Consider the following 24,664-nt stretch of genomic DNA (forward strand, 5'->3'; position numbering starts at 1 on the left):
AGAGACCGCGAAATGATTAAGCGTATTGCGCAAACCGCCGGGTTTGCCGGGCTACTGGGTGCCCTGTTTCTGACCCTGTTGCAAAGCTTCTGGGTGGCGCCGCTGATTCTTCAGGGCGAAACCTTTGAAAGCGCTGAGCCGGCTATGGCGCAGGCCGCACCTGCCGAGCACAGCCATGAGCCGGGCGCCGCCGCCCATTCCCATGAACACAGCAGCGAAGCGTGGTCGCCGCAAGACGGCTGGCAGCGCGTGGCGTCGACCACGGGCGCCAATCTGGTGGTGGCCGTTGGTTTCGCGCTGATGTTGGCGGGCTTGTTCACCCTGCGCGCGCCGGGTCGTACCCGTGACGGTTTGTTCTGGGGCCTGGCCGGTTTCGCTACCTTTTCGCTGGCGCCCTCGCTCGGTCTGCCGCCTGAATTGCCAGGCACCGCCGCCGCTGATTTGCAGCTGCGTCAGTACTGGTGGATCGGCACCGCAACCGCGACCGCCGTGGGCCTGGCCTTTTTGGTATTCGCCCGCCACTGGGCGGTGAAAGTGATCGGCGCTGTGTTGCTGGTGGTGCCACACGTCATCGGCGCGCCGCAGCCTGAGGTGCATTCGAGCCTGGCACCCGAGGCGCTGGAGCATCAGTTCATCTGGGCCTCGCTGATTACCAACGCGTTGTTCTGGTCGGCCCTGGGCTTGCTGAGCGCCTGGCTGTATCGCCGGTTTGCGGGCAAGAGCGCGGTGTAACCCCCTCGTTCATGCTGCGCAAGAACCCGCTGAAGGGCATGCTCTCAGCGGGTTTTTTCTTACGTATTCAGGCGTTTTTCTCTGTGCCTATCGTTGCGCCTTTTATCGCTGGAATCGGATGCCGCGCGGGTTGTAGCGAGGCTGAACTTCGTCAGTTGCTGGAACACACGCTGAGCGCGCACGGGTTGGGTGTCGCTGACCTCGCCGGCCTCGCCAGCGTTGAACACAAACGTGACGAGGCTGGCCTTCGCGCGCTCGCCGCCACGTTGCGCTTGCCGCTCGCGTGGCTGCCACCGGCTCAGTTGGACGCAGCCAGTGATCGCGTCAGCAGCGTGTCGGCCATTGCCCTGCGCGCAACTGGCGCAGTCAGCGTCGCCGAGGCAAGCGCTCTGACGCAGGTGGAAGCGGTGACGGGAAAAAACGCGCCGGGCTTTTAATCGGTAAACACACCAGTGCGAGCGCCACCGTGGCCATCGCCGGCGTGGAGGAATGCGTATGACGGTGTATTTCATTGGCGCCGGCCCCGGCGACCCCGAGCTAATTACCGTGAAAGGCCAGCGCTTGATACGCAGCTGCCCGGTGTTGCTGTACGCCGGTTCGCTGGTGCCAGAGGCGGTGCTGGAGGGCCATCGCGCAGATACCGTGGTGAACACCGCCGAGCTGCATCTGGATGAAATCATCCGCCTGATCGAGACCGCCCACAGCCAGGGGCAGAACGTTGCCCGCGTGCACTCCGGCGATCCGTCGTTATACGGCGCAATCGGCGAGCAGATTCGCCATTTACGCCGCCTGAATATTCCCTTCGAAATCGTGCCCGGCGTCACCGCAACGGCAGCCTGCGCGGCCTTGCTGGAAAGCGAGCTGACGCTGCCCGGCATCGCGCAAACGGTGATTCTCACCCGCTACGGCAGCCGCTCGAAAATGCCGGAAGGCGAAGCGCTGGCCGACTTGGCGCGCCACGGCACCACCATGGCCATCCATTTGGGCGTGCAGCATTTGGCCAAGATCGTCGAGGCGCTGGTGCCGCATTACGGCGCCGATTGCCCCATCGCCGTGGTCCACCGCGCCAGTTGGCCCGATCAGGACTGGGTGCGAGGCACCCTGGCGGATATCGAAGCGGCGGTGGCGGCCAAAGGCTTTCAGCGCACGGCGTTGATTGTGGTCGGTCGGGTGCTCAGCGCCGACGCCTTCGCTGATTCCAACCTGTACCGCGCTGGGCATGCGCACCTGTTTCGCCCGGCCAGCGACTAAACGCCCGGCGAAACGGCCGCACATCGCCCGCCCGGCAGAGCTGTGCAACTGCGCGTCGCTTGCCTCGGTCAGTAGCTTTGGGCTCGTCAGAGCCACTGCATGACGTCTGTACGGGGGCTTTTTATGCTGGCGCAACTTCCACTGACCCTGCGCAATCTGCAACTGCCGTTGCGCCTGCGCTTATGGAACGGCTACGAACTCGACCTGGGGCCGCAGCCGCAGGTGACCATGGTGATCAAGGACCCTGGCCTGATCAGTCAGCTCAGCCATCCGAGCCTGGATGCACTCGGCGGCGCTTACGTGGAGGGTCGGCTAGAGCTGGAAGGGCCGATTTCGAGGTGATTCGCCTGGGCGACGCCCTGAGCGAAGCGTTAAGCGATGACGAGCAACGGGCGTTGCAGCGCGAAGCGCACGACAAGGCCACCGATGCCGAGGCGATTTCCTACCACTACGACCTGTCGAACCGCTTCTACCAGCTGTGGCTCGACCCGGACATGGTCTATTCCTGCGCCTACTTTCCTACCGGAAAAGAAGACCTGGCCACCGCGCAGCAGGCCAAGCTGCGCCACTTGTGCCGCAAGCTACGGCTGCAACCCGGCGAGCACTTGCTCGACGTCGGCTGTGGTTGGGGCGGCTTGGCGCGCTTCGCCGCCCGAGAGTTCGGCGTGCAGGTCACCGGCATCACCCTGAGCCAGGCGCAACTGGACCTGGCCCGGGAGCGGGTAGCCGCCGGAGGCCTGCAGGAAAACGTGCAGCTCGAGCTAATGGACTACCGCGACGTGCCGCAAGACGGCCGCTTCGACAAAGTGGTCAGCGTGGGCATGTTCGAACATGTCGGTCACGCCAATCTGCCGCTGTACTGCCAGCAGCTATTCGGCGCCGTACGCGAAGGCGGGCTGGTGATGAACCATGGCATCACCTCGCGCTACACCGATGGCCGCCCGGCTGGGCGCGGCGCGGGCGAATTCATTGGCCGTTACGTGTTTCCCCACGGCGAACTGCCGCACGTGAGCCGTATGACGGCGCATCTCAGCGAAGCCGGGCTGGAAGTGGTGGATGTGGAAAGCCTGCGCCTGCACTACGCGCGCACCTTGGACATGTGGAGCGCCAACCTGGAAAGCCGGCTCAGCGAAGCCAAGGCGCTGGTGCCGGAGCAGGCGTTGCGCATCTGGCGTTTGTACCTGGCCGGCTGCGCTTATGGGTTTGCCCGCGGCTGGATGAACCTGCATCAGATTCTCGCGGTAAAACCGCTGGCCGATGGCAGCCATAGCCTGCCGTGGTCGCGCGCCGATCTGTACGGATAAAAAAACCCGTTAGCTGCGTATGCCCCTGAGCGCGCCGGTGCAGTAGCCTCGGCGCACATTTCCTGTTGGGGCCGGCCATGGCAGCCATTGAAAACATTACGTATTACTTGGACATGCACAGCCCCGAGCAGGTGCGCGGCAAACCGCTGCCGGCAGCGCTGAGCATTGTCGAGTGCGTGATCAAGCAGTTCCCGCTAAACCGTTTTCTGTACCAACTGGTGGGCGGGCCGTGGGAGTGGACCGACAAGCTGGTGTGGACCGACGCGCAATGGCGCGAGCTGGTAGAACAAGACAACCACCGCACCTTCGTCGCCTACGAGCAGGGCGCTATCGCCGGCTACTACGAGCTGCAACGCAGCGCCGACGGTGACGTGGAGATTCTGTACTTCGGCCTGGTGCAGGAATTTTTCGGCAAAGGCTTTGGCGGCCTGATGCTGACGCACGCGCTGGAGTCGGCCTGGGCCTGGCCGGGCACCAAGCGGGTGTGGGTGCATACCTGCACGCTGGATCACCCGAGCGCGCTGGGCAATTACCAGGCGCGCGGGTTGCAGGTTTACAAGGAAGAAGCTGAAGCCTGAATCGGCGGTTACAAAATCGGCGAAATCAACCTGGCGATGCGCATGCCCAGCTGGCGCAGGCGGTGAATGTTTTGGTCGTCGCCCGCCGCCAGTTCAATCGCCTGGCCGAAGTCATTGTCGAGCATGCGTTCCACCTCCAGGGCGAACGCTTCATCGACGGTGATCAACATGATTTCGAAGTTCAGGCGAAACGAGCGGTTGTCGAGATTGGCGCTGCCGATGGCAGCGATCTTCTGATCGATCAGCACCACCTTCTGGTGCACAAACCCCGGCTGATAGCGAAACACCCGCACGCCGCTGTGCAACGCCGCGAAGGCGTACAGGCTGGACGCGGCGTACACCGTGCGATGGTCGGGCCGTGACGGCAGCAAGATGCGCACGTCCACGCCGCGCAGCACGGCCAGGCGCAGGGCGGCGGAAACCGATTCATCCGGAATGAAATACGGGCTGGTTATCCACAGGCGCTCGCGGGCGCAGTTGGCCGCTTCGACAAAAAACAGCGAGCAGGTTTCCTGCGCATCGGCCGGGCCGCTGGTGAGCACCTGGCACAGCTTGCCCTCGCCGCCGTATGCCTCGGGCAGCATCAGCGGCGGCAGCTGGCGCGTGGCCCAAAACCAATCTTCAGCAAACGATTCCTGCAAACACGCCACCGCCGGCCCGCGCAGTTCCACGTGGGTGTCGCGCCAGGGCGCCAGCGGTGCTTTCAAACCCAGGTACTCGTCGCCCACATTGAGGCCGCCGACAAAGCCGAAGTCGCCATCGACCACGACGATCTTGCGGTGGTTACGGAAATTCAACTGGAAGCGATTGATCAGCCCACGGCGCGTGCTGAAGGCGCGCACGTTGACGTCGCCGCTGCGCAGGCTCTGCACATAGCGCCGGGGCAGGGCGTGGCTGCCGATGCTGTCGTACAGCAAATAAACCGGCCACGCCGGCCGCTGCGCGCTCCAGCAGCAGGGCGTGTAAACGGCGGCCGAGGTCGTCGTCGTGGATGATGAAAAACTGCACCAGCACCACCTGCCGGGCGCTGGCGACGGCGGCGAAAATGGCTTCGAACGTGGCGTTGCCATCGATCAACAACCGCACCTGATTATTCGCCAGGCACGGCATGTGGCCCAACGAGGGCAGGGCGCCGAGGGTACGGTAAGCGTCGGTGTTCGCGCGGCCAGGGCCTCCTCGGCCCAGGGTCGCCAGTTGAGCGTGCTCATGGCGGTGCGCATTTCTCGGTCGGCGTGGCGGCGCGCTCGGATGTACGCGTCGAACGTGCTGCGGCCAAACACCAGGTAGGGAATCAGCGTCAGGTACGGAATAAACAGCAGCGACAACGCCCAGGCGATGGAACCCTGGGCGGTGCGTACCGTGAGGATGGCGTGCAGCGCGGCGCAGATGCCGAGCAGATGGGTGAGGGCTATCAGGTAGCCGAACAGCGGTGGGATGATCACGTCCATGCCGGGGTCGCTTGGGCAATGCGCTGACACGCAATGTGCCGTGTGCCGGTGCAACTGTCGACTGTAGCTGGCGTCTACATGGCTGGCCGCGCCATAGTTGCGCCGCTTCCCCACCTGCCAGAAGGACCGTGATTTATGAAGATTCGCCTTGTTCTTGCCTGCACTGCCGCGCTCGGAATGTCGTCCTTGGCGCAGGGCTGAGAAGCTGCAACCCGGGCTGTGGGAAATCCAGTCGAAAAACATGCAGGTCAATGGCCAGCAGATGCCCGATCTGCAATTGCTAATGGGTAGCCTGCCGCCTGAGCAACGCAAAATGGCTGAGCAGGCCATGGCCAAACAAGGCGTGGCGATGGCGGGCAACGGCGTGCGCATGTGCATCACCCCGGAGCAGGCGCAAACCGACAACTTCCCAACCCAGGGCGCCCATTCCGGCTGCAAGCAGCAGATCACCGAACGCACTCCGCAAATGATGAAATTCACCGTCAGTTGCCCGCAGGGACAAGGGCAAGGGCAGACGACTTTCCTCAGCTCTCGTGAGTTCGCCACCACCGTTAACGGCACGTTTTTGATGGGCGGACAGAAGCAGCAAGGCCGCCTCGAATCGACGGGTCGTTGGGTGGGTGCCGACTGTTCAGGCCTGCCTGCCAACACGCGTTAACGGCACGGGCTCAGCGCAATTAAACTGCCAGTTCCACGTGAAACTCCTCGGCCCCGCTGGCTTACAGCGCGGCGCAGGGGTTTTTTTATGGCATTCGAAAAATCGGGACGGCCGTTAAAGTCCGACGTTTTGTTATTGTATAACGTGTAATACTATAACAATCGTTGAGCTAAACCGGCTCCTGTTCTGATGAGAATCCGCCATGCAAGCGCCCCGTTTACCCGTCACTGTTTTGTCCGGCTTTCTTGGCGCGGGCAAGAGCACGTTGCTCAATCACATCCTGCGTAACCGCGACAATTTGCGCGTCGCCGTGATCGTCAACGACATGAGTGAAATCAACATCGACGGCAGCGAAGTGCAGCGCGACGTCAGCCTGAACCGCGCCGAAGAAAAGCTCGTGGAAATGAGCAACGGCTGCATCTGCTGCACCCTGCGCGAAGACTTGCTCGAAGAAGTGAACCGGCTGGCCCGCGATGGCCGATTCGACTATCTGCTGATCGAATCCACCGGCATCGCCGAGCCCTTGCCCGTGGCCGAAACGTTCACCTTTCGCGGTGAAGACGGCCAATGCCTCAGCGACGTAGCGCGCCTGGACACCATGGTTACCGTGGTCGACGGCCTGAACTTCCTGCGCGATTACCAACAAGCCGACAGCCTGGCGAGCCGTGGCGAAGTGGTGGACGAGGACGACGAACGCTCCATCACCGACTTGCTGATCGAGCAGGTCGAATTCGCCGATGTCATTCTGGTGAGCAAAATCGACCTGATCTCCCGCGAAGACCGCCGCGAGCTGATGAGCATTCTGGCCAGCCTCAACACCCACGCCGAAATCCTACCGATGGTGATGGGCCAAGTGCCGTTGGGCAAAATTCTCGACACCGGCCGCTTTGATTTCGAGCGCGCCGCACAAGCACCCGGCTGGCTTCAGGAGCTACGCGGCGAGCACCTGCCGGAAAGCGAGGAATACGGCATCGCCTCGTTTGCTTACCGGGCGCGGCGGCCGTTTCATCCGCAGCGTTTCTACGACTTTATCAACCGCGAATGGAGCAACGGCCGGCTGCTGCGCTCCAAAGGTTTTTTCTGGTTGGCGAGCAAACATCAGGACGCCGGCAGTTGGTCGCAAGCCGGCGGGTTGATGCGTTATGGCTTTGCCGGGCGCTGGTGGCGGCACGTGCCGAAAGAGCAATGGCCGCAAGACGACGAGGGCGTCGCCACGGTGATGCGCCACTGGAGCGCGGAGGTGGGCGATTGCCGCCAGGAGCTGGTGTTTATTGGTCAGAACATCGACTTCGCCCAACTCGGGAGCGAGTTGGACGACTGCCTGCTAAGCGACGCCGAAATGGCCTTGGGCAGCGAAGGCTGGGCGCACTACGCCGACCCGTTCGGCGCTTGGCACGAGGCGGCGTGAGGGCGGATCAGCGATCCATCCACACGCCACGGTTCTGCTTTCGCAGGCCGGCTTGAGGTAGGCGGAGTCGCTGGCCACGCCGTAATAGTGAATGTCTTGCTGATACGGCGTGCCCGGCACTTTGGCCGAGCGGCACACGCCAAACGAGCCCTGCGGGCATTGTTCGACGTAGTCGACCGTCACTTGTTGGCCCTTCATCGTCGGTTGGCAAAAGCCGCTGTGAAACAGGTTGGGCGGAATGCTGCGGTTCTGCTGACAGACCTTCACATCCAAGCGTTCAGCCTGGCTGTGCACCACACAGGCCTCGGCCATCACCTGGCCGGATAGAAGAAGCAGCAAAGGCAACAGCAATACGCGCATCGTGGGTCTCCGGCGCCGAAAAAATGTGCCGGCGACTCTAGCACGGCGAGCCCCGCGCTTGTGCCTGTGGCGCTTTTCGCCGAAGGTTATCCACCCTGAAATTACACCCCGAGAACCCACGTGCTCAGCGACATTCCCACGCATTTGATTGCCGGCCCGCTGGGCGCCGGGAAAACCAGCCTGATCCGTCATCTGCTGGCGCAGCGCCCTGCCGATGAGCGCTGGGCCGTGCTGATTAATGAATTCGGCCAGATTGGCATCGACGCTGCGTTGCTGACCACCGGCGACGATGGCATCGCCCTGAGCGAAGTGGCCGGCGGCTGCCTGTGTTGCGTGAATGGCGCGCCGTTCCAAATCGGCCTCGCCCGGCTGCTGCGCAAAGCCAAACCTCATCGCCTGTTTATCGAGCCGTCAGGCCTGGGCCATCCGGCGGCACTGCTGGCGCAGTTGCGTGATCCGCCCTGGGAAGGCGTGCTGGCCGTGCAGCCAAGCGTGCTGGTGCTTGACGCCCAAGCGCTGGCCGCCGGCTTGCCGCTGCCGGACAGCCAGCAAGCGGCCCTGGCCGAGGCCGGTTTGCTGGTGCTCAACAAAGCCGAACACCTCGACGCCGACGCCCGCGCCGCCATCGTCAACCGCCTGCCAGCGCGCCCGATTTTCTGGACCAGCCAGGGCGCCGTGCCGCTGGCCGAACTCCCCGGCGCGACGGCGCAGGCCGCAGACGGCGCGCCCGAATTACCAAGCCCCGACGCCGCCAACCGCGCCAGCGTCTGGCTCGACCCCACGCAGCCAATCTGCCAGAGCGGCGGCCAAGCCGAAGGCTGGAGCATCGGCTGGCGCTGGCATCCCAGCCAGCAATTCGAACTTATGCGCCTGCAAACGTGGCTGGCGAGGCTGCCCTGGCGGCGCGCCAAACTGGTGATGCACAGCAACGCCGGCTGGCTATCGGCCAACGCCCTGAACGGCGAGCCGCTGCACTCGGCAAAGCAGCGAATGGCGCAAAGACTCGCGCCTGGAACTGATCTTCAGCGAACCGCAAAACGAGCACCAGCTCAACGCTGGAATGGCAGCCTGTAGGTTGGGTTAAGCGCAGCGAAGCCCAACGCAAAACCATTAAACTTGCGCTCACGTTTCCCTAGAAGTCCGCCCCTTATGACCGCCTTCACCCTGCACCCCTGGTCCCACGCCAGCTCCGCCCACTTCACCCTGCGCGGCTGGCACAGCGAGCCCAGCGGCAAACCGTTGCTGCACTTTATCCACGGCAACGGCTTTTGCGGACGCACGTACGAGCCGATGCTCAAGCACCTCGCCGCTGATTTCGACCTCTGGCTCTGCGACGTTCAAGGCCATGGCGACAGCGACCACGGCGGCCGTTTCCACGGTTGGAATCGCAGCGCCGAACTGGCGGTGGAAGCGTTCGATGCCGGCCGCAGCGTATTCGGTGAAGTGCCGCGTTTCGCCCTCGGCCACAGTTTTGGTGGCGTGCTCAGCAGCTTGATCCTGGCCAAGCACCCAGAGTTGTTTCAACGCGCGGTGCTGCTCGACCCGGTGCTGTTTCCGCCGACGCTGATCGGTGTGATGGCGGTGTCGGAAGTGCTGGGCTTGCAGCGTCAGCACAGCATGGCGCGCAAATCGGCGGCGCGGCGCAAGCACTGGCCAGACCGCGCGGCGGCCTACGCCGGCTTGCATGGCCGAGGCACATTCAAAGGCTGGGAGGACGCGGCGCTGTGGGCGTATGTGGAGCATGCGTTGAAGGACGTGGAAGAGGGCGTCGAGCTGAAATGCCGGCCCAGCCGCGAGGCCGAGATTTTCAGTTCCTACCCGCGCCGGCTCTGGAGTTCGCTAAGCAAAATCGTCACACCGACGCTGATCGTGCACGGCCAGGACAGTTACCCGTTCGTGGCCAAAGCGGTGGCGCGTGTCAGCGCACTTAACAGCCATGTGCGCGGGCAAGTGGTGGCAGGCGGGCATTGTTTTATGCAGCAGACCCCGCTGGACAGCGCCGAGCGGGTTCGCGGTTTTTTGCTGAAGGAGTAAGGCGTGGGGCTTAGTGCAGCTTGTCGTGCTTGCGCCGCCAGTCGCTGAGCTGCACCACGTTGCCGCTGACACGCTCGGGCACCACGTCAATCACGGCATGGGGCGCGGCGTTGTCCATCACCACGCTGTCGCCGACGACATTGGGCTGCGCCACCGGCTGACCGGGTTTTTCCACGAACGGATGAGGGGCGAGTTCGATGTTGCCCACATGCTGGCCGAACATGGTGATAGTGCCGGCGTGACGCTGTTCACTGGTGACGGTGAATTCAAAGCCATACACCCGCGCCAGGCGACGGCGGCCGCGAGCGTCTGGCAGTAGCGCGATGCGGCGCAGGGCGACGTTGTCGTCGAGCAAAATCACTTCCATGCGCTGACAGTGCTGCTTCACCCGCTCCAACGCGCGTTCGCGCAAACCATGGGCATGCCACAGCCAGGCAGCGCCGGCAGCCAGCAACATCAGCACGAACATATTGCCCAGGGTCAACATCGCGACGCACTCCTACAAGAGGGCCAAGCTTACTCGCGTCTTTGTGACCAACTCCAGCGTCGGCTATGACCGTCAGGCGGGTGGCCGGCTCAGCTTGTCGTTGCGCTGTGCAGGCCGAGGCGTTCGAACATGATGCGGGCGATTTCCCGCTCGCCCATCACCACCAGGTCGGCGCCGTGTTGCTGCAGGTAATCCACTTCGTCGTCGAAATGGGCGCGGGCGATGATGTCCAGATTGGCATTGGCGGCGCGCGCATGAATCGCGATGGCCCCCGCCTCCAAGCCATTAGGAATGGCGATCAGCAGCCAGCGCGCATTCGCCACATTGGCCAGTTCCAGCACGCGGGCGCTGGCGGCATTGCCATGCACCACGCTGTGACCGACTTCGCGCAGTTCCTGGGCCTGGGTGCGGTTGTCTTCGATGATCACCAACGGCACGCCTTCCTCGCGTAGCCGCGCGCTGATGCGGCTGCCGACCCGGCCGTGGCCGATCAAAATGGCGTGACCGGTTTCGGTAATTGGCTGGAATTCCTCGGGCGCTTCTTCCTCAATCGTGGCTGCTGGCGCGGTTTTTTCGCGGCCATCGAGCCAGGGCTGAATGCGGTCGATCAGGGTGAACAGCATGGGGTTGATGACGATCGACAAAATCGCGCCGGCCAAAATGTAATCACGCCCGGCTTCGGGCATCAGCCCCAAGCCCACGCCGAGGCCGGCGAGAATGAACGAGAACTCACCAATCTGCGCCAGGCTGGCCGAAATTGTCAGCGCCGTGCTCAGTGGTTTGCCGAAGGCCAGCACGATCAGCAACGCCGCCAGCGACTTGCCGAACACGATGACCAGCAGCGTGGCGAGCACCATCAGCGGCTCGTTAATCAACACCATCGGGTTGAACAGCATGCCCACCGACACGAAGAACAACACCGCAAACGCATCGCGCAGCGGCAGCGAATCGTCGGCGGCTTTGTGGCTGTATTCCGACTCGTTGAGAATCATGCCGGCGAAAAATGCGCCCAGGGCAAACGACACCCCGAACAACACCGCCGAGCCGTACGCCACGCCCATGGCAATCGCCAGCACGGCGAGGGTGAACAATTCACGCGAACCCGTGCCGGCGCTTTTCTCCAGCAGCCAGGGAATCACCTTGCCGCCCACCACAATCATCAGCACCACAAACGCCGCGACTTTCGCCAGGGTAATGCCCAACTGCAGCCAGATACCTTCGTCCGGCGCCGCTTCGCTACCGCCCAGCACACCGGCCAACGCCGGAATCAGCACCAGCGCCAGCACCATTACCAGGTCTTCGACAATCAACCAGCCCACCGCGATTTTGCCGCGTCGGCTGTCGATCAGTTGCCGCGCTTCCAAGGCCCGCAGCAGCACCACGGTACTGGCCACCGAGAGCGCCAGGCCGAAGATCAAACCGGCGCCCCACGACCACCCGGTTAGCCACGACAGGCCCATGCCCATCAGCGTGGCGACGGTTATTTGCACCAAGGCGCCGGGGATAGCGATGTTCTTTACCGACATCAAGTCTTTGAGCGAGAAGTGCAGGCCCACCCCGAACATCAGCAGGATGACGCCGATTTCCGAAAGCTCGTTGGAAAGGTCCTGGTCGGCGACAAAGCCCGGTGTGAAGGGGCCGACCAACACGCCCGCGAGCAGGTAGCCAACCAAGGGCGACAAGCGCAGGCGGTTGGCCAGCGTGCCAAGCGCGAAGGCCAGCACAAAGCCGGTCGCCAGGGCCGCGATAAGAGGGGTGTGATGAACCATGAATTCTCCCGAATTGGTGCGAGGGGCGGGCGCCGTTGCATTGCAGTGTGGGCCAGGCTGAAACATCGCGCCGCCGGCCGGAACTGGAGGGGAGGCAGTTCAGCAAACCGGTAAGTGAAGCGATGCGGGCCTCAGTCTAGCGCAGCGAATATGCCAAGCCGGGCGGCTGTTTCAAGGCATTGTTAAACAAGATGTTTGTGCGCTGCGCAGGATCATCCCGCGCTCGCCGACGCGCTGCCCGCGCCCGCTTCCAGTTTTCGCCAGAGCAAACGAATGGCCGCTTTGCGCACCAGCGCGCAGCGGTACAGGCGAATCTCAAGCGGCAACTGCCAATGCGCGCCGCCGCATTCCACCAACTCGCCACGCGCCAACTCCGGCTCGATGCTCAGGCGCGGCGCCCAGGCCACGCCCAACCCTTGCAGCGCCATGCTTTTCAGGCTGTCGGCCATCGCCGTTTCGTACACCGTGGTGGAGCGCAGGCCGCGTTGGCGCAGCAAAGCGTTTACCGAGCGGCCGAGAAACGCGCCGGCGCTGTAGGCCAGCAGCGGCACGCTTTGGCCGCTTTCCAAATCGAACAGGGCCCTGCCGTCGGCGTTTACACCACACACCGGCAGCATTTCGCTGCGGCCCAACAGCATGGAAGGGAAGATTTCCGGGTCCATTTGCAGCGCCGCGTCGGGGTCGTAGAAGGCCAGAATCAAATCGCAGGCGCCCTCGCGCAGCGCGTGCACCGCCTCGCCGACGTTGGTGGCCACCAGCCGACTGGCAATGTTCAAACCGTCCTGACGCAGGCGCGCAATCCACGCCGGGAAGTAACTCAGCGCCAGGGAATGCGCCGCCGCAAATTGCAGCACTTCGCCTTGTTGACCTTCCAAGTGATGCAGGTGGCGCACCACTTCACCGAGCTGCTCGATCACGCTGCGGGCGGTCACCAAAAACAGTTGGCCGGCCTCTGTCAGTTCCACAGGCGTGCGCGAGCGGTTCACCAACGTCAGGCCCAACGACTCTTCCAAACTGCGAATCCGTCGGCTGAAGGCCGGCTGGGTGACGAAGCGCTTCTGCGCCGCCTGGGAAAAACTGCGGGTGCCGGCCAGGGTGACGAAGTCTTCCAGCCATTTGCTTTCGAGGTTCATGTGGGCTCCGTTGCGATACCGCTTATTACGCTCGCCGACAAGCGGCAGTCACACCAACATTATGCCGTTTGTGCATACCCCAGCGTTTAACAGCATTGGCCTTAGAAACTGCTCAGCCCTAGTCTAGCCTGCATCGCGGCCAAGCCCGTGCCTACCCTGAGATGAACCTCATCATGTCCCCTGTTGCATCATCGCGCATCGAAAAAGATCTGCTCGGCACCCTCGAAGTTTCTTCCGACGCTTACTACGGCATCCAGACCCTACGGGCTGTGCACAACTTCCGCCTGTCCGGCGTGACGCTGTCGCACTACCCGAAACTGGTGGTTGCCCTGGCGATGGTGAAGCAAGCGGCGGCCGACGCAAACCGCGAGCTGGGCCACCTAAGCCCCGCCAAACATGCGGCGATTAGCGAAGCCTGTGCCCGTCTGGTGCGCGGCGAGTTCCATGACCAGTTTGTAGTCGACATGATTCAGGGCGGCGCCGGCACCTCCACCAACATGAACGCCAACGAGGTGATCGCCAACATCGCCCTCGAAGCCATGGGCCACCAAAAAGGCGACTACCAGTACCTGCACCCCAACAACGACGTGAACATGGCGCAGTCCACCAACGACGCCTACCCCACCGCCATTCGCCTGGGGCTGTTGTTGGGCCACGACACGTTGCTCGCCAGCCTCGACAGCCTGATTCAGGCATTCGCCGCTAAAGGTGAAGAGTTCGGCCACGTGCTGAAGATGGGTCGCACCCAATTGCAAGACGCCGTGCCGATGACCCTCGGCCAGGAGTTTCGCGCCTTCGCCACGACCCTGGGCGAAGACCTGGCGCGCCTGAAAAGCCTGGCGCCCGAGCTGCTCACCGAAGTAAACCTGGGCGGCACCGCGATTGGCACCGGCATCAACGCCGACCCGCGCTACCAGGCGCTGGCTGTCGAGCGTTTGGCATTGATCAGCGGCCAACCGCTGGTGCCGGCGGCCGACCTGATTGAAGCGACCTCGGACATGGGCGCCTTCGTACTGTTCTCCGGCATGCTCAAACGCACCGCCGTGAAACTGTCGAAAATCTGCAACGACCTGCGCCTGCTTTCGAGCGGCCCGCGCACCGGCATCAACGAAATCAACCTGCCAGCGCGTCAGCCCGGCAGCTCGATCATGCCCGGCAAGGTCAACCCGGTGATTCCGGAAGCGGTCAACCAAGTGGCCTTCGAAGTGATCGGCAACGACCTGGCCCTGACCATGGCCGCCGAAGGCGGCCAACTGCAACTGAACGTGATGGAGCCGCTGATCGCCTACAAGATTTTCGACTCGATCCGCCTGCTGCAACGGGCCATGGACATGCTGCGCGAGCACTGCATCGTCGGCATCACCGCCAACGAAGCGCGCTGCCGCGAACTGGTGGAAAGCTCTATCGGCCTGATCACCGCGCTGAACCCCTACATCGGCTACGAGAATGCCACGCGCATCGCCAAGCAAGCGCTGGAAAGCGGCCGTGGCGTACTGGAACTGGTGCGTGAAGAGAAGCTGCTGGACGACGCCAGCCTGGCCGAGATTCTGCGCCCGGAAAACATGATCGCCCCGCGTTTGGTGCCGCTCAAAGCAGCGGTGTAACGCGCCACCGTTTCACAGTCACCAGGCTTTGGGGCCACTCTTCCCAAGCCCTTCAGGAGATACAGCGAACGCTGTGTCTCCTTTTTTTTTGCGAGTGGCGCCGACCCTCACCCCCCGCCCTCTCCCGCTCGCGGGCGAGGGGGCCTAACCGAGGTTGAGGCGAGATAGGCGATGGATTCCCCTCTCCCGCTGGCGGGAGAGGGGCTAGGGGTGAGGGCCGCAAACGCCACCAATCCCAGTTAAAACACCGACCACCCAATCCGCTGACTCAACAACTCCAACGCCGCCATGCCCACCAGCGAGTTGCCCGCCGCGTTCAATTCCGGCGACCACACGCACACCGTGAACCGCCCCCGGCACCACCGCAACGATGCCGCCGCCCACGCCGCTCTTGCCCGGCAAGCCCACCCGATAGGCGAAATTCCCGGCTTCGTCATACAGCCCGCTGGTGGCCATGATCGAGTTCACCTGCTGGGTTTGTCGCGCCGTCAGAATCTGCTCACCGCTGTGTTTGCAGAAGCCATCGTTGGCGAGAAAACAAAAGGCGCGGGCCAGGTCGACGCAGCTCATGCGCAGCGCGCAGTAGCTGAAATAACTGCGCAGCACGGCCTCGACATCGTTATGGAAATTGCCGAACGACTGCATCAGGTACGCCATCGCCGCATTGCGCGCGCGGTGCTGGTACTCCGACTCCGCCACATGGCGATCCACCGTGACCTCGGCGTTGCCCGACAGCCGTCGCACAAAATCGCGCATCGACAACACTGGCGCGGCAAAGCGCGACTGGTTGATGTCACAAATCACCAGCGCCCCGGCGTTGATAAACGGATTACGCGGTTTGCCGCGCTCGAACTCCAACTGCACCAGCGAATTAAACGGCTGCCCCGACGGCTCATGGCCAAGGCGCTCCCAAATCGCCTCGCCGGAATGCTCGATGGCCTGCACCAGGCTGAACACCTTGGAAATGCTCTGCACCGAAAACGGCGTGTCGGCATCGCCGGCGCAAAACAGCTCGCCGTCGTTGCCATACACGGCAATGCCCAACTGCGCGGCAGGCACCTCGGCCAACGCGGGGATGTAACTGGCCACTTTGCCCTGGCCAATCAACGGGCGGACTTCATCGAGAATTTCGGTCAACAGCGCTTGCATGGGTTGGGCTCCGTGGCGACCAGTGCTAGACGATGGTTTTCCTGGCGGCATCACCTAAAACGGGCTCATACCTGCCACGCTTTTTTCAGTGCGCTCAACGCTGTGGCGATATGCGCCTCGCTCACCCCCGCGAAGCCCAGCACCAAGCCGGCGCGGTCATCCTCGCTGATCGAAGAATCCGGCAACCAATAGTCGCTGAGGGCATTGAGTTCAACGCCCACGGCGGCCGCTTTTTCCACCAGCTCCTGCTCTCGCGCGCGGCTGCTGACGCGCACGCTCAGGTGCAGGCCGGCGTCGACCTGCGGCATCGGCTGACAGCCCGGCACGTCGCTGGGCCAGCCTTCGATCAAGGCGTCGCGGCGTGCTTGCCCGGCGCGGCGCATACGGCGGATGTGGCGCTGGAAATGGCCGGCAGCGATGAACTCGGCCATCACCGCCTGGGTGCCGATTTCCGAGTGACGAACCGCCAGCGCCCGCGCCTGGCTGAAGGCGTCGGTGAGTGACGGCGGCACGACCAAGTAACCCAGACGCAGGGCCGGAAAGGCGATTTTGGAAAAGGTGCCGACGTACAACACGCGGCCATGCTGATCGAGCGCGGCCAAGGGTGACAACGGCGTGCCGCGATAGCGGTACTCGCCGTCGTAATCGTCTTCGACAATCCAGGCGTTTTCGCGCGCTGCCCATTCCAGCAGTTGCAGGCGGCGCGGCAACGACAGCGTCACGCCGGTGGGGTACTGGTGCGACGGCGTTACATAGGCCAGGCGGCAGGTTTTCAGCGTGGCCAGCGCCGTGGTGTCGAAGCCGTCTTCATCCACCGCCACGCCGTGCAGCTGGGCGCCCGCCAGCGCAAACGCCTTTCCGGCGGCACGGTAGCCGGGGTTTTCAATCGCTACGCCGTCGCCGACGTTGAGCAACACCTGCGCGCACAGGCTGATGGCCTGTTGCGCGCCGCTGGTGATGATCACGTGGGCCGGATCACAGACCAGCCCTCGGCTATTGCGCAAATAGGCAGCAATCAGCTCGCGCAATTGCGGATCGCCCGCCGCCGAGCCATAGCCCAGGGCGGCCATGGGCGGCCGGCGCCAGAAGTTGGCTTGCAGGCGTGCCCACGTGTCGAAAGGGAAGAGGTCGAAGGCCGGAATGCCAACGCGAAAAGCCCGCGGTGCGTCGAGGCGCGCCGCCGGCAAATGCTCGGTTTCCAGGCGCTGCAGCGCGCTGCTGTGCGCGGTTTGTGCGGGCGGGGTGGCAGGCGTTCTGGCAGCTTTGCGCGCCTTGGTCGCCAGTTCCGCCACATAGGTGCCATCGCCCACGCGACCTTCCAGATACCCCTCGGCATACAGCTGGTCATACGCGCGCACCACGGTATTGCGCGACACGCCCAGCGCGTCGGCCAAATCGCGCGTCGCTGGCATACGCACGCGGCTGCCAAGCTGGCCACCGAGAATGCGTTCGCGCAGGGCTTCATACAGCTGGCGCGACAGGCCTTTGCTGCGGTCCAGCTGAATGCCGGACGGGTCGAACGGTAGCGGTGATGGCGACATAACAGACTCGAATGCGCGGAGCGAAGCCCAACCTAACATTGGCCCTATGAGATTTGCCATAAATGGCTCTTACACAAGTCCAATGCCTGCCCTAGGATCAGCCCATCCACAGGGAGATTCACCATGTACACGCCCGCTGCTTTCCGCGAAGAAGACCTGCCCACGCTGCACCAGCAAATGGCCCAGACGCCGCTGGCAATTATCGTCAGCCACGATGAGAACGGCCTGCAAGCCAGCCATTTGCCATTGCTGCTGGTGCCAGGCGAGGGCCGCTTCGGCCTGCTCAAAGGCCACTTCGCGAAAGCCAACCCGCAATGGAAAACCTTGCAAGCCGGCGCCGAGGTGCTGGTGATTTTTTCTGGCGAGCAGGCCTATATCAGCCCCGGTTACTACCCCAGCAAAGCCGAACACGGCAAAGCAGTGCCCACCTGGAACTACATCGCCATTCACGCCTACGGCCGCGCCGAGACGTTCGATGAACCTGAGCGTTTGCGCCAGTTACTCACCGAACTGACCCACCGCCACGAAAACGGCCGCGCCCAACCGTGGACGATTGACGAAGCGCCGCCGGCGTACATCGACAGCATGCTGCGCGCCATCGTCGGCTTCGAGCTGCCCATCGAACGCATCGAAGGCAAATGGAAACTGGGCCAGAACCGCGACAAAACCGACTACGACAGCGTGCGCGCCAACCTGGCCGGCAGCGGCTTGGCCAACGAAGCCGAACTCGCCGCCCGCATGCCGCCCCACGGCTCGCAATAAAGGAGAAGACATGAGCATCATCATCCGCGCCGTCACCGCCGCCGACCACGCCGCCTGGCTGCCGTTGTGGCAGGGCTATCAGCGCTTCTACAACACCGTGATCAGCGAGGAAACGAGCGCCATCACCTGGCAACGTTTCCTCGACCGCAGCGAGCCAATCAACGCCGCCCTGGCCTGGCAAGACGGCGTCGCCGTGGGCCTGGTGCACTTCATCTACCACCGCTCCACCTGGACCGTCGGCAACTACTGTTACCTGCAAGATTTGTATGTGAAGCCGGGCATTCGTGGCGGCGGCATCGGCCGTCAGTTGATCGAACACGTGTACACCTGCGCCGAAAGCCGCAGGCGCCTCGCGCGTGCACTGGCTGACTCACGAAACCAACACCGACGCCATGCACCTGTACGACAAAATCGCCACCCGTTCGGGCTTCGTGCAATACCGCAAACTCTTCAACTAATTCGCCAGGAATCGCCCCATGAGCCTCACCCCGCACCTGAACTGGAAACCGGTCGCCGCCCCGAGTCGCGACACCCTGCAAGGCCGCACCGTGCGCCTGGAAGCCCTCGACCCGACGCGCCACGGCGACGACCTGTGGCTGGCCCTGCAAGGCCCCGACTCCGACCCGCTGCTGTGGGACTACTTGCCCTACGGCCCTTTCCCCGAGCGCGCTGCCTTCGACACCTGGCTGAGCGCCAACGCCGCGAGCAAAGACCCACAGTTCTACGCCGTCATCGAGCAAACCAGCGGCCAGGTCCAGGGCCTGCTCGCCTACCTCAACATCGCCCCCGCCCACGGCAGCATCGAAATCGGCCACATCTGCTACGGCCGAGTGATGCAACGCAGCGTGCAAGCCACCGAAGTGATCCACCTGCTCGCCAAAAACGCCTTCGACCTCGGCTACCGCCGCCTCGAATGGAAATGCAACAACGGCAACGCCCGCTCCAAACGCGCCGCCGAACGCTTCGGCTTCAGCTACGAAGGCCTGTTCCGCCAACACCTCGTCATCAAAGACCGCAACCGCGACACCGCCTGGTACTCCATCATCGACAGCGAATGGGCACCGATTGCCAAGGGGTATGAACGGTGGCTGGAATCGAGCAATTTCGATGGGAATGGGCAGCAGATTCAGGGGTTGGAAGCGTTGCGAAACGGATAAGAGCGGCACCCTGTTCCAGCAACTCAGCGCCGATCCTGTAGGAGCGGCTTTAGCCGCGATGCTTTTCGATCGTGTTCGACGCAAAACTCTGGATCCCCGCGTCCGCGAGGATGACGGCGGTGTGGGCAAAAACTCCGTCATTCCCGCGCAGGCGGCGGTCCGACGATTCGGGATCCAGAGTTTTGCGTCGAAGTGCAGCATTGGCATCGCATCGCCCCACCCTGGGGCCCCGATTCCGTCGTCAACTGTTTGTAACAACCCCAACGCATAGTCCCCCGCACTTCAAATAAGAGCGGTGACCCCCATGCATTCCCACACCCCCAAATTCCGTCTTCTCCCCTGATTCTGGCCGTGCAAGCCATCACCTTGGCCACCGCCCAGGCCGCCGACTTCAGCGTTGGCGCCGGCACCACCGACAACACCGCCAAAACCCTCACCAGCGGCAATACCGGCACCATCGCCAACGGCGGCACGCTGCAACCCAACGTCAACGCGGCGGCTGTGGACATCACCGGCACCAGCGGCACCGTGACCCTTACCAACAACGGAACGCTGGCCAACAGCAATGGCGGCAACGACGCTCGCGCCATCGATAACAACACCAACGGTGTTGCCATCGTCATCAACAACAACGGCACGATTTCTACCATCAAAGCCGACGCTATCCGCGTTAAAAAGGCCAACTCCACGCTGGTGCTGAACAACAACGGCACCATCAAGGTGACGGGCAGCGGAACCGGCGGCGGGCAGGCGATCGACATGCGCGACGCCGATGGCGCCGGCAGCAAAATCATCAACAACGGCTCCGCCACCAACCGCAACGCGCTGATCGAATCCAGCAACGACGACGCCCTGCGCCCCGGCAGCAACACCACCATCAACAACTACGGCACCATCATCAGCACGGGCACGGTCAACACCAAATGCCCGGACTACATCAGCGCCTGCAGCGGCGCTGCCAGCGCCATGGACGCCATCGATTCGAAGCTGGCCGTCACCGTCAACAACTGGGGCACCATTTCCGGGCCGCGCCATGGCGTGACCTCCGATGCTGGCGTCACCGTTACCAACTACCAAGGCGGCCAAATCATCGGTCGCAACGGCTCCGGCGTCGGCAGTGATGGCGTGGGCACGGTGCTTAACTACGGCTTGATCAGCGGCCGCTATGCCGGCGCCGGCAAGGTGTTCGAGCACCTGGGCGGCAACACCGGTTTCAGCACCGCCAACAACGGTGATGGCGACGGCGTAGACATCGATGGCATGGCCAGCATCATCAACTACGGCCGTATCGAAGGCGTGGGCGCCGGCGGTGTGGATTCCAGCGGCTTTCCTAACGGCGCCGATGGCATCGCGGCGGGCGGCGGCACGATCATCAACCACGCGGGCGCTGAAATTTTTGGCCAGTCGAAGGGCATCCTGATCGACGACGGCGCCAATGGTTCTTCCATCCCCGCGCAACGCGGCACGGCGACGGCAGTCGGCGGCGTGGCAACTATCACCAACGGCGGCAGCATCATCGGTGCGGACAGCACGGCCATCGGCCTGGTCGGCGATTTTGCCGACAGCCTGACCAACCTGGCCGGCGGCGTGATTCGCGGCGGCGCCAAGTCGGTGCGCGTTGACCAATTCGAGCAGCACAACGGCAGCCGCCGCGGTGCAAATGGGCGCGGGCAACGACACCCTGAGCAACGCCGGCTCCATCGTTGGCTTGAATGGCCTGGCCGTGGACATGGGCACCGGCGACGACAGCCTCACTGTACTCACCGGCGGCACCTTTGGCGGTCTGGTAGACGGCGGCGCTGGCACTGACACGCTGACCCTCAGCGGCAGCGGTGTCGGTCAGTTTGGCAACAGCCAGAACTTCGAAACCCTGGCCGTCACGGGCGGCAAGTGGACCGTCAGCAGCAACGACTTCAGTGCCGGCGGCAACGTGGCCAGCGGCGCAACGCTGATCAACCAGGGCAGCATCGGCGGTGTGCTAAACGTCGCCAATGGCGCCCATTACGGCGGCACCGGTCGCTTGGGCAGCTTGCAATTGGGCAGCGGCGCCACGTTCGAGTATTCCCTCAACGCCAGCGGCGCACCGGTGCAACTGAGCGGCAGCGCCACGCTGGGCAACGCCGCCCTGAACCTGACCGCCAACGGCAGCGGTTACGCCGAGCGCAGCAGCCTGCTGACGGCAGCCGGTGGCGTTAACGGGCAATTCGGCAGCGTGACCCACAACTTTGCCTTCCTGACCCCAACCGTCACCTACACCGCCAACACGGTCGAGCTGCAACTGACCCGCAACGACACCGCCTTCGCCGCGCTCGCCAGCAGCGAAAGCGCGCGCAACCTGGCAGACAATCTCGCCGCCCAGCGCGACAGCAGCGTGTACAACGCTTTGCTGACCACCGACAAAGCCACCGCCAGCCAGGCGCTTGAGCAGCTGGCCGGCACCAGCAACGCCAGCATGGCGGCCGCCACCATGGCCGGCTCCAGTCAAGTGAGCAGCGTGATGCAAGGCGCCATGAGCCAGCTCGGCGGCTTCGGCAGCAGCTTGCAAGCCTCGGTGTTGCGTGATGACGGTCCGCAACTGGTGGCCGTCGGCGTACCGAATGAAGCACGTGGTCTGCACGACCCCAAAGCCGCTGGCCGCGTGTGGGTGCAGGCCCTCGGCAGCCACGGCACGGTTGATGGCGAGCACGGCAGCAGCGATGTCGACCAGAACACCGGCGGCACGTTGTTTGGTGCGGATTGGGCGCTGAACCCGGACTGGCGTTTGGGTGTGGTCGGCGGTTATTCACGCACCGACATCGACGCCGGGCAGGGCGCCTCGGGTGATGTCGACAGCTACCACGTGGGTGTTTACGCCCTGACCCAACTCGACCAATTGGCCCTGCGCCTTGGCGCGGCCTACAGCCGTCACGACGGCGAAAACAAACGCCGGGTTCGCTTTGCCGGCGTCGACGACAAACTGCACGGCGACTACGACGCCAACAGCCAGCAAGCCTTCGCCGAATTGGCGTACCCCTACGCCAGCGGCCGCCTGCTCGCCGAGCCGTTCGCCGCCGTCGGCTACCAACGCTACGACCGCGACGCCTACAGCGAAAAAGGCGGCGACTCGGCCCTGCGCGTGGAGTCGCAAGATCAAGACAACCTCAGCACCACCTTGGGCCTGCGCCTTGCCGGCCTCAATCACCTGGATAACGGCATGAGCTTCACCCCGCGCATGAGCCTGGGCTGGCGCCACACCTACGGCAACGTCGACAGCGAAACGCGCCAGGCGTTTGTCAGCGGCGGCACCAGCTTCAGCGCCCAGGGTACGGCGCTGGATCGCGATACGTTGCTGGTTGAGGCGGGGTTTGATGTGGGGATTACCGCTAGCCAGAGTTTGGGGCTGGGGTATGTGGGGGAGATGGGGGATAACGCGCGCAATCATGGAGTGGTGGCGCAGTGGCAGATGGGGTTTTGAGGTTAGGTGCATCTCAGGATGGGTGGGGATGACGGAGGTTTTTGCATAGACCACCGTCATCCTCGCGAACGCGGGGATCCAGAGTCTCCCGCCAGAGTGCAATTGGCGGCGCTACGTGGATGTTCGTTCCACGTGAAATTCTGGATTTCGAATCGTCGAACCGCCGCTTTCGCGGGAATGACGGAGGTGTTTGCACAGACTCCCGTCATCCTCGCGAACGCGGGGATCCAGAGTTTCGGACCGGAGTGCAATTGGCGGCGCTACGTGGGTGTTCGTTCCACGTAAAACTTCTGATTCCCGCTTTCGCGGGAATGACGGAGGTTTTTGCACAAACTCCCGTCATCCTCGCGAAGGCGGGGATCCAGAGTCTCGGACCGAAGTACGATTGGCGGCGCTACGGGGATGTTGTTCGGCGATAAATACTGGATTCCCGCCCGCGCGGGAATGACGGAGGTTTTTGTACAGACTCCCGTCATCCTCGCGTAGGCGGGATCCAGAATCACTCCCCGAAGCCCAATGAGCGGCGCGGCAACGGTCGCCCTGCCCCCTACCTCAGTGCCCCTGCACCTGCGCCAATTCCCCGCCTTCCTGCCCCTCGCGATCCAACTTAGCCAACCGCGCCGTCAACTCAGCCAGTTGCCCATCCTTCAACACAATCAAGCGCTGCAATTTATCCAGTTGCGACTGCAAGTCCGCCACGCGGCTGGACAGCTCTTCGCCTTCGCGCCGGGCCTGGGCCAGTTCTTCCTGAGCTAATGCCAAGCGGTTGTCGGCGTCATGCTTGGCGGCGGCCTTGCTGCCTTTGGCGCCGTCTTTGTGTTCGGCGCGACCGCTGCCTTGTTCACCCACCAGGCTCAGGGTGTCGCTGGCCGCCTGGGTAGCAGGCGCACTGCCGGCTTCGGTGCGTTTGCGCGCGTCCAGCTGCGCCACGCCTTCGCCTTTCCAGCTTTGTTGTTGCTGTTGGGTTTGCGCCAGGGCGTCGTTGCGGTCGGTGGCGTGCAGTTGTTCGCGGTTGGGCAGTTGCAGGGCTTGCGCGCTCTTCATGCGGTTGATGTTGCCGTTGCTGAAGGCGTCCGGGTTGAGACGCTGGATGGCCAGCATGGCCTGCTGCGGCGAGGCATCGCCGCGAATGCGTTGGGCGATGTCCCAGAGCCGATCATTCGTCTGCGCGGTATTGGCCGCCAGCAACAGGCGCATCGGCCGTGGCTGAGGTGCTGGTTACGGCAGGCGCGGTGGCAACCGGGGCAACGGCTGGCGCGGCGAGCGGCGCTTTCGGCTTGGTCACGGGCGCGGCAGCTGCTATCGGCGCGCTAATCGGCGCCGGCGCGGCGTAGGCATAGTTTGGCGGATCGATCAGCAGGCTGTATTCGCGCAGCTGCAGACCATCCGGGGAAACCACTTCCACGAGGAAGTTTAAATACGGCTCGTTGATCGGGCGGCTGGTGGTCACGCGGATCATCGCTCTGGCCCTTGGCGTTCAGCGTGGTCTCGAATTTCAGCGCCAGTACGGCGCTGTCACGGTCGATGCCGGCTTTTTTGAACGCCTCGGGGGAGGCTAGGCGCACTTTCAGTTCTTCCGGACCGAGATCACGCACGCCCTGCAATTCGATTTGCGCGCGCAGCGGTTGGCTGAGGCTTGAGAGCACCTGGGCTTCGCCCACGCTCAGGGCCATGGCGGTTGTCGGCAACAGCGATGCCGAGCGCCAGGGCCAGAGCCGTCAGCAGGCGGGGATACTTCTTGAGCATGTCGGCTCTCCTCATCGTTAAGACCACGCAGGGCGCGTGCGGCCGCGCATGATGGCGAGGTTGGCGATGAGCATTTGCGAGGTTCGCCA

General features: G+C 63.5%; 19 protein-coding genes and 6 pseudogenes. 15 read left to right on the forward strand and 10 right to left on the reverse strand.

Features of this window, described 5'->3' with window-relative positions:
* The first annotated feature begins 12 nt into the window (after positions 1-12).
* The 5 genes and pseudogenes from ACZZZP_RS23825 to ACZZZP_RS23845 all read left to right on the forward strand — a co-directional run bounded on the left by ACZZZP_RS23825 (position 13) and on the right by ACZZZP_RS23845 (position 3,865).
* Positions 13-732 (forward strand): CbtA family protein, encoded by a 720-nt coding sequence (locus ACZZZP_RS23825; RefSeq protein ID WP_463384351.1) that lies wholly within the window; start codon positions 13-15, stop codon positions 730-732.
* Between the two features lie 83 nt (positions 733-815).
* Positions 816-1,169, forward strand: a complete 354-nt coding sequence (locus ACZZZP_RS23830; RefSeq protein WP_463536895.1) for a cobalamin biosynthesis protein — start codon at positions 816-818, stop codon at positions 1,167-1,169.
* A gap of 58 nt (positions 1,170-1,227) precedes the next feature.
* The gene (gene cobM / locus ACZZZP_RS23835; protein ID WP_463384353.1) at positions 1,228-1,983 is read left to right on the forward strand and encodes a precorrin-4 C(11)-methyltransferase; all 756 of its coding nucleotides are present in this window, start codon (positions 1,228-1,230) and stop codon (positions 1,981-1,983) included.
* 123 nt (positions 1,984-2,106) lie between these two features.
* A pseudogene (cfaB, locus tag ACZZZP_RS23840) lies at positions 2,107-3,287 on the forward strand (C17 cyclopropane fatty acid synthase CfaB).
* 77 nt (positions 3,288-3,364) lie between these two features.
* The gene (locus ACZZZP_RS23845) at positions 3,365-3,865 is read left to right on the forward strand and encodes a GNAT family N-acetyltransferase (protein WP_463536896.1); all 501 of its coding nucleotides are present in this window, start codon (positions 3,365-3,367) and stop codon (positions 3,863-3,865) included.
* A gap of 8 nt (positions 3,866-3,873) precedes the next feature.
* On the opposite strand, the pseudogene cls reads toward ACZZZP_RS23845, so the two are convergent.
* Positions 3,874-5,313 (reverse strand): annotated as a pseudogene (gene cls / locus ACZZZP_RS23850) (cardiolipin synthase).
* A gap of 135 nt (positions 5,314-5,448) precedes the next feature.
* On the opposite strand from cls, the pseudogene ACZZZP_RS23855 reads away from it, so the two are divergent.
* Together ACZZZP_RS23855 and zigA are read left to right on the forward strand one after the other, a co-directional pair.
* Positions 5,449-5,971 (forward strand): annotated as a pseudogene (locus ACZZZP_RS23855) (DUF3617 domain-containing protein).
* A gap of 202 nt (positions 5,972-6,173) precedes the next feature.
* The gene (zigA, locus tag ACZZZP_RS23860) at positions 6,174-7,379 is read left to right on the forward strand and encodes a zinc metallochaperone GTPase ZigA (protein WP_463384358.1); all 1,206 of its coding nucleotides are present in this window, start codon (positions 6,174-6,176) and stop codon (positions 7,377-7,379) included.
* On the opposite strand, the gene ACZZZP_RS23865 is transcribed toward zigA, so the two are convergent.
* The gene (locus tag ACZZZP_RS23865; protein ID WP_463536897.1) at positions 7,296-7,739 is read right to left on the reverse strand and encodes an NADH:ubiquinone oxidoreductase; all 444 of its coding nucleotides are present in this window, start codon (positions 7,737-7,739) and stop codon (positions 7,296-7,298) included. The two genes, zigA and ACZZZP_RS23865, sit on opposite strands and share 84 nt — an antisense overlap.
* Before the next feature lie 120 nt (positions 7,740-7,859).
* Between ACZZZP_RS23865 and ACZZZP_RS23870 the strand changes: the two are divergent.
* Both ACZZZP_RS23870 and ACZZZP_RS23875 read left to right on the forward strand, forming a co-directional pair.
* Positions 7,860-8,823 (forward strand): annotated as a pseudogene (locus tag ACZZZP_RS23870) (CobW family GTP-binding protein).
* A gap of 65 nt (positions 8,824-8,888) precedes the next feature.
* Positions 8,889-9,773, forward strand: coding sequence for an alpha/beta fold hydrolase (locus ACZZZP_RS23875; RefSeq protein ID WP_463384360.1), 885 nt, complete (start codon positions 8,889-8,891; stop codon positions 9,771-9,773).
* Positions 9,774-9,783: 10 nt separating this feature from the next.
* On the opposite strand, the gene ACZZZP_RS23880 is transcribed toward ACZZZP_RS23875, so the two are convergent.
* The 3 genes from ACZZZP_RS23880 to ACZZZP_RS23890 form a co-directional block, all read right to left on the reverse strand.
* Positions 9,784-10,260 (reverse strand): DUF3301 domain-containing protein, encoded by a 477-nt coding sequence (locus ACZZZP_RS23880; protein WP_463384361.1) that lies wholly within the window; start codon positions 10,258-10,260, stop codon positions 9,784-9,786.
* An 89-nt stretch (positions 10,261-10,349) separates the two neighbouring features.
* On the reverse strand, positions 10,350-12,029 hold the full coding sequence (ybaL, locus tag ACZZZP_RS23885) for a YbaL family putative K(+) efflux transporter (protein ID WP_463536898.1): 1,680 nt from the start codon (positions 12,027-12,029) through the stop codon (positions 10,350-10,352).
* A gap of 212 nt (positions 12,030-12,241) precedes the next feature.
* Positions 12,242-13,162, reverse strand: coding sequence for a LysR substrate-binding domain-containing protein (locus ACZZZP_RS23890; RefSeq protein ID WP_463384363.1), 921 nt, complete (start codon positions 13,160-13,162; stop codon positions 12,242-12,244).
* Positions 13,163-13,335: 173 nt separating this feature from the next.
* Here ACZZZP_RS23890 and aspA point away from each other — a divergent pair, with 173 nt between their 5' ends.
* Complete coding sequence (aspA, locus tag ACZZZP_RS23895) at positions 13,336-14,766, forward strand: aspartate ammonia-lyase (RefSeq protein WP_122492459.1); 1,431 nt, start codon at positions 13,336-13,338, stop codon at positions 14,764-14,766.
* Positions 14,767-15,005: 239 nt separating this feature from the next.
* On the opposite strand, the pseudogene glsB reads toward aspA, so the two are convergent.
* A pseudogene (gene glsB, locus ACZZZP_RS23900) lies at positions 15,006-15,915 on the reverse strand (glutaminase B).
* 65 nt (positions 15,916-15,980) lie between these two features.
* Positions 15,981-17,456 (reverse strand): MocR-like pyridoxine biosynthesis transcription factor PdxR, encoded by a 1,476-nt coding sequence (pdxR, locus tag ACZZZP_RS23905; RefSeq protein WP_463384365.1) that lies wholly within the window; start codon positions 17,454-17,456, stop codon positions 15,981-15,983.
* Between the two features lie 123 nt (positions 17,457-17,579).
* On the opposite strand from pdxR, the gene ACZZZP_RS23910 reads away from it, so the two are divergent.
* The 5 genes and pseudogenes from ACZZZP_RS23910 to ACZZZP_RS23930 all read left to right on the forward strand — a co-directional run bounded on the left by ACZZZP_RS23910 (position 17,580) and on the right by ACZZZP_RS23930 (position 22,829).
* Complete coding sequence (locus ACZZZP_RS23910) at positions 17,580-18,218, forward strand: FMN-binding negative transcriptional regulator (protein WP_463384366.1); 639 nt, start codon at positions 17,580-17,582, stop codon at positions 18,216-18,218.
* A gap of 10 nt (positions 18,219-18,228) precedes the next feature.
* Positions 18,229-18,676 (forward strand): annotated as a pseudogene (locus ACZZZP_RS23915) (N-acetyltransferase family protein).
* Positions 18,677-18,694: 18 nt separating this feature from the next.
* Entirely contained in the window at positions 18,695-19,375 is a 681-nt protein-coding gene (locus tag ACZZZP_RS23920) for a GNAT family N-acetyltransferase (RefSeq protein WP_463384368.1), read from the forward strand.
* Between the two features lie 351 nt (positions 19,376-19,726).
* Positions 19,727-21,184, forward strand: a complete 1,458-nt coding sequence (locus tag ACZZZP_RS23925) for a hypothetical protein (protein ID WP_463536899.1) — start codon at positions 19,727-19,729, stop codon at positions 21,182-21,184.
* Positions 21,105-22,829, forward strand: coding sequence for an autotransporter family protein (locus ACZZZP_RS23930; RefSeq protein WP_463536988.1), 1,725 nt, complete (start codon positions 21,105-21,107; stop codon positions 22,827-22,829). The genes ACZZZP_RS23925 and ACZZZP_RS23930 overlap by 80 nt, the downstream gene beginning before the upstream one ends.
* Positions 22,830-23,381: 552 nt before the next feature.
* Here ACZZZP_RS23930 and ACZZZP_RS23935 read toward each other — a convergent pair.
* Genes ACZZZP_RS23935 through ACZZZP_RS23945 form a run of 3 tightly spaced genes read right to left on the reverse strand, consistent with a single transcriptional unit; the run spans position 23,382 to position 24,517 of the window.
* The gene (locus ACZZZP_RS23935; RefSeq protein WP_463536900.1) at positions 23,382-24,026 is read right to left on the reverse strand and encodes a FimV/HubP family polar landmark protein; all 645 of its coding nucleotides are present in this window, start codon (positions 24,024-24,026) and stop codon (positions 23,382-23,384) included.
* Entirely contained in the window at positions 23,986-24,234 is a 249-nt protein-coding gene (locus ACZZZP_RS23940; RefSeq protein ID WP_463536901.1) for a hypothetical protein, read from the reverse strand. Before ACZZZP_RS23940 ends, ACZZZP_RS23935 begins: the two co-directional genes overlap by 41 nt.
* Complete coding sequence (locus tag ACZZZP_RS23945) at positions 24,140-24,517, reverse strand: type IV pilus assembly protein FimV (RefSeq protein ID WP_463536902.1); 378 nt, start codon at positions 24,515-24,517, stop codon at positions 24,140-24,142. The genes ACZZZP_RS23940 and ACZZZP_RS23945 overlap by 95 nt, the downstream gene beginning before the upstream one ends.
* Positions 24,518-24,664: the final 147 nt, after the last annotated feature.

It is taken from the genome of Pseudomonas sp. AC211 (assembly GCF_979258055.1).

Bases quoted from the DNA above. Each gene is read 5' to 3' on its own strand.
- aspA (WP_122492459.1), top strand. From the start codon at position 13,336: ATGTCCCCTGTTGCATCATCGCGCATCGAAAAAGATCTGCTCGGCACC.
- ACZZZP_RS23910 (WP_463384366.1), top strand. From the start codon at position 17,580: ATGTACACGCCCGCTGCTTTCCGCGAAGAAGACCTGCCCACGCTGCAC.
- ACZZZP_RS23825 (WP_463384351.1), top strand. From the start codon at position 13: ATGATTAAGCGTATTGCGCAAACCGCCGGGTTTGCCGGGCTACTGGGT.
- zigA (WP_463384358.1), top strand. From the start codon at position 6,174: ATGCAAGCGCCCCGTTTACCCGTCACTGTTTTGTCCGGCTTTCTTGGC.
- cobM (WP_463384353.1), top strand. From the start codon at position 1,228: ATGACGGTGTATTTCATTGGCGCCGGCCCCGGCGACCCCGAGCTAATT.
- ybaL (WP_463536898.1), bottom strand. From the start codon at position 12,029: ATGGTTCATCACACCCCTCTTATCGCGGCCCTGGCGACCGGCTTTGTG.
- ACZZZP_RS23920 (WP_463384368.1), top strand. From the start codon at position 18,695: ATGAGCCTCACCCCGCACCTGAACTGGAAACCGGTCGCCGCCCCGAGT.
- ACZZZP_RS23875 (WP_463384360.1), top strand. From the start codon at position 8,889: ATGACCGCCTTCACCCTGCACCCCTGGTCCCACGCCAGCTCCGCCCAC.
- ACZZZP_RS23865 (WP_463536897.1), bottom strand. From the start codon at position 7,739: ATGCGCGTATTGCTGTTGCCTTTGCTGCTTCTTCTATCCGGCCAGGTG.
- ACZZZP_RS23935 (WP_463536900.1), bottom strand. From the start codon at position 24,026: ATGCGCCTGTTGCTGGCGGCCAATACCGCGCAGACGAATGATCGGCTC.
- ACZZZP_RS23845 (WP_463536896.1), top strand. From the start codon at position 3,365: ATGGCAGCCATTGAAAACATTACGTATTACTTGGACATGCACAGCCCC.
- ACZZZP_RS23890 (WP_463384363.1), bottom strand. From the start codon at position 13,162: ATGAACCTCGAAAGCAAATGGCTGGAAGACTTCGTCACCCTGGCCGGC.
- ACZZZP_RS23930 (WP_463536988.1), top strand. From the start codon at position 21,105: ATGGGCACCGGCGACGACAGCCTCACTGTACTCACCGGCGGCACCTTT.
- pdxR (WP_463384365.1), bottom strand. From the start codon at position 17,456: ATGTCGCCATCACCGCTACCGTTCGACCCGTCCGGCATTCAGCTGGAC.
- ACZZZP_RS23880 (WP_463384361.1), bottom strand. From the start codon at position 10,260: ATGTTGACCCTGGGCAATATGTTCGTGCTGATGTTGCTGGCTGCCGGC.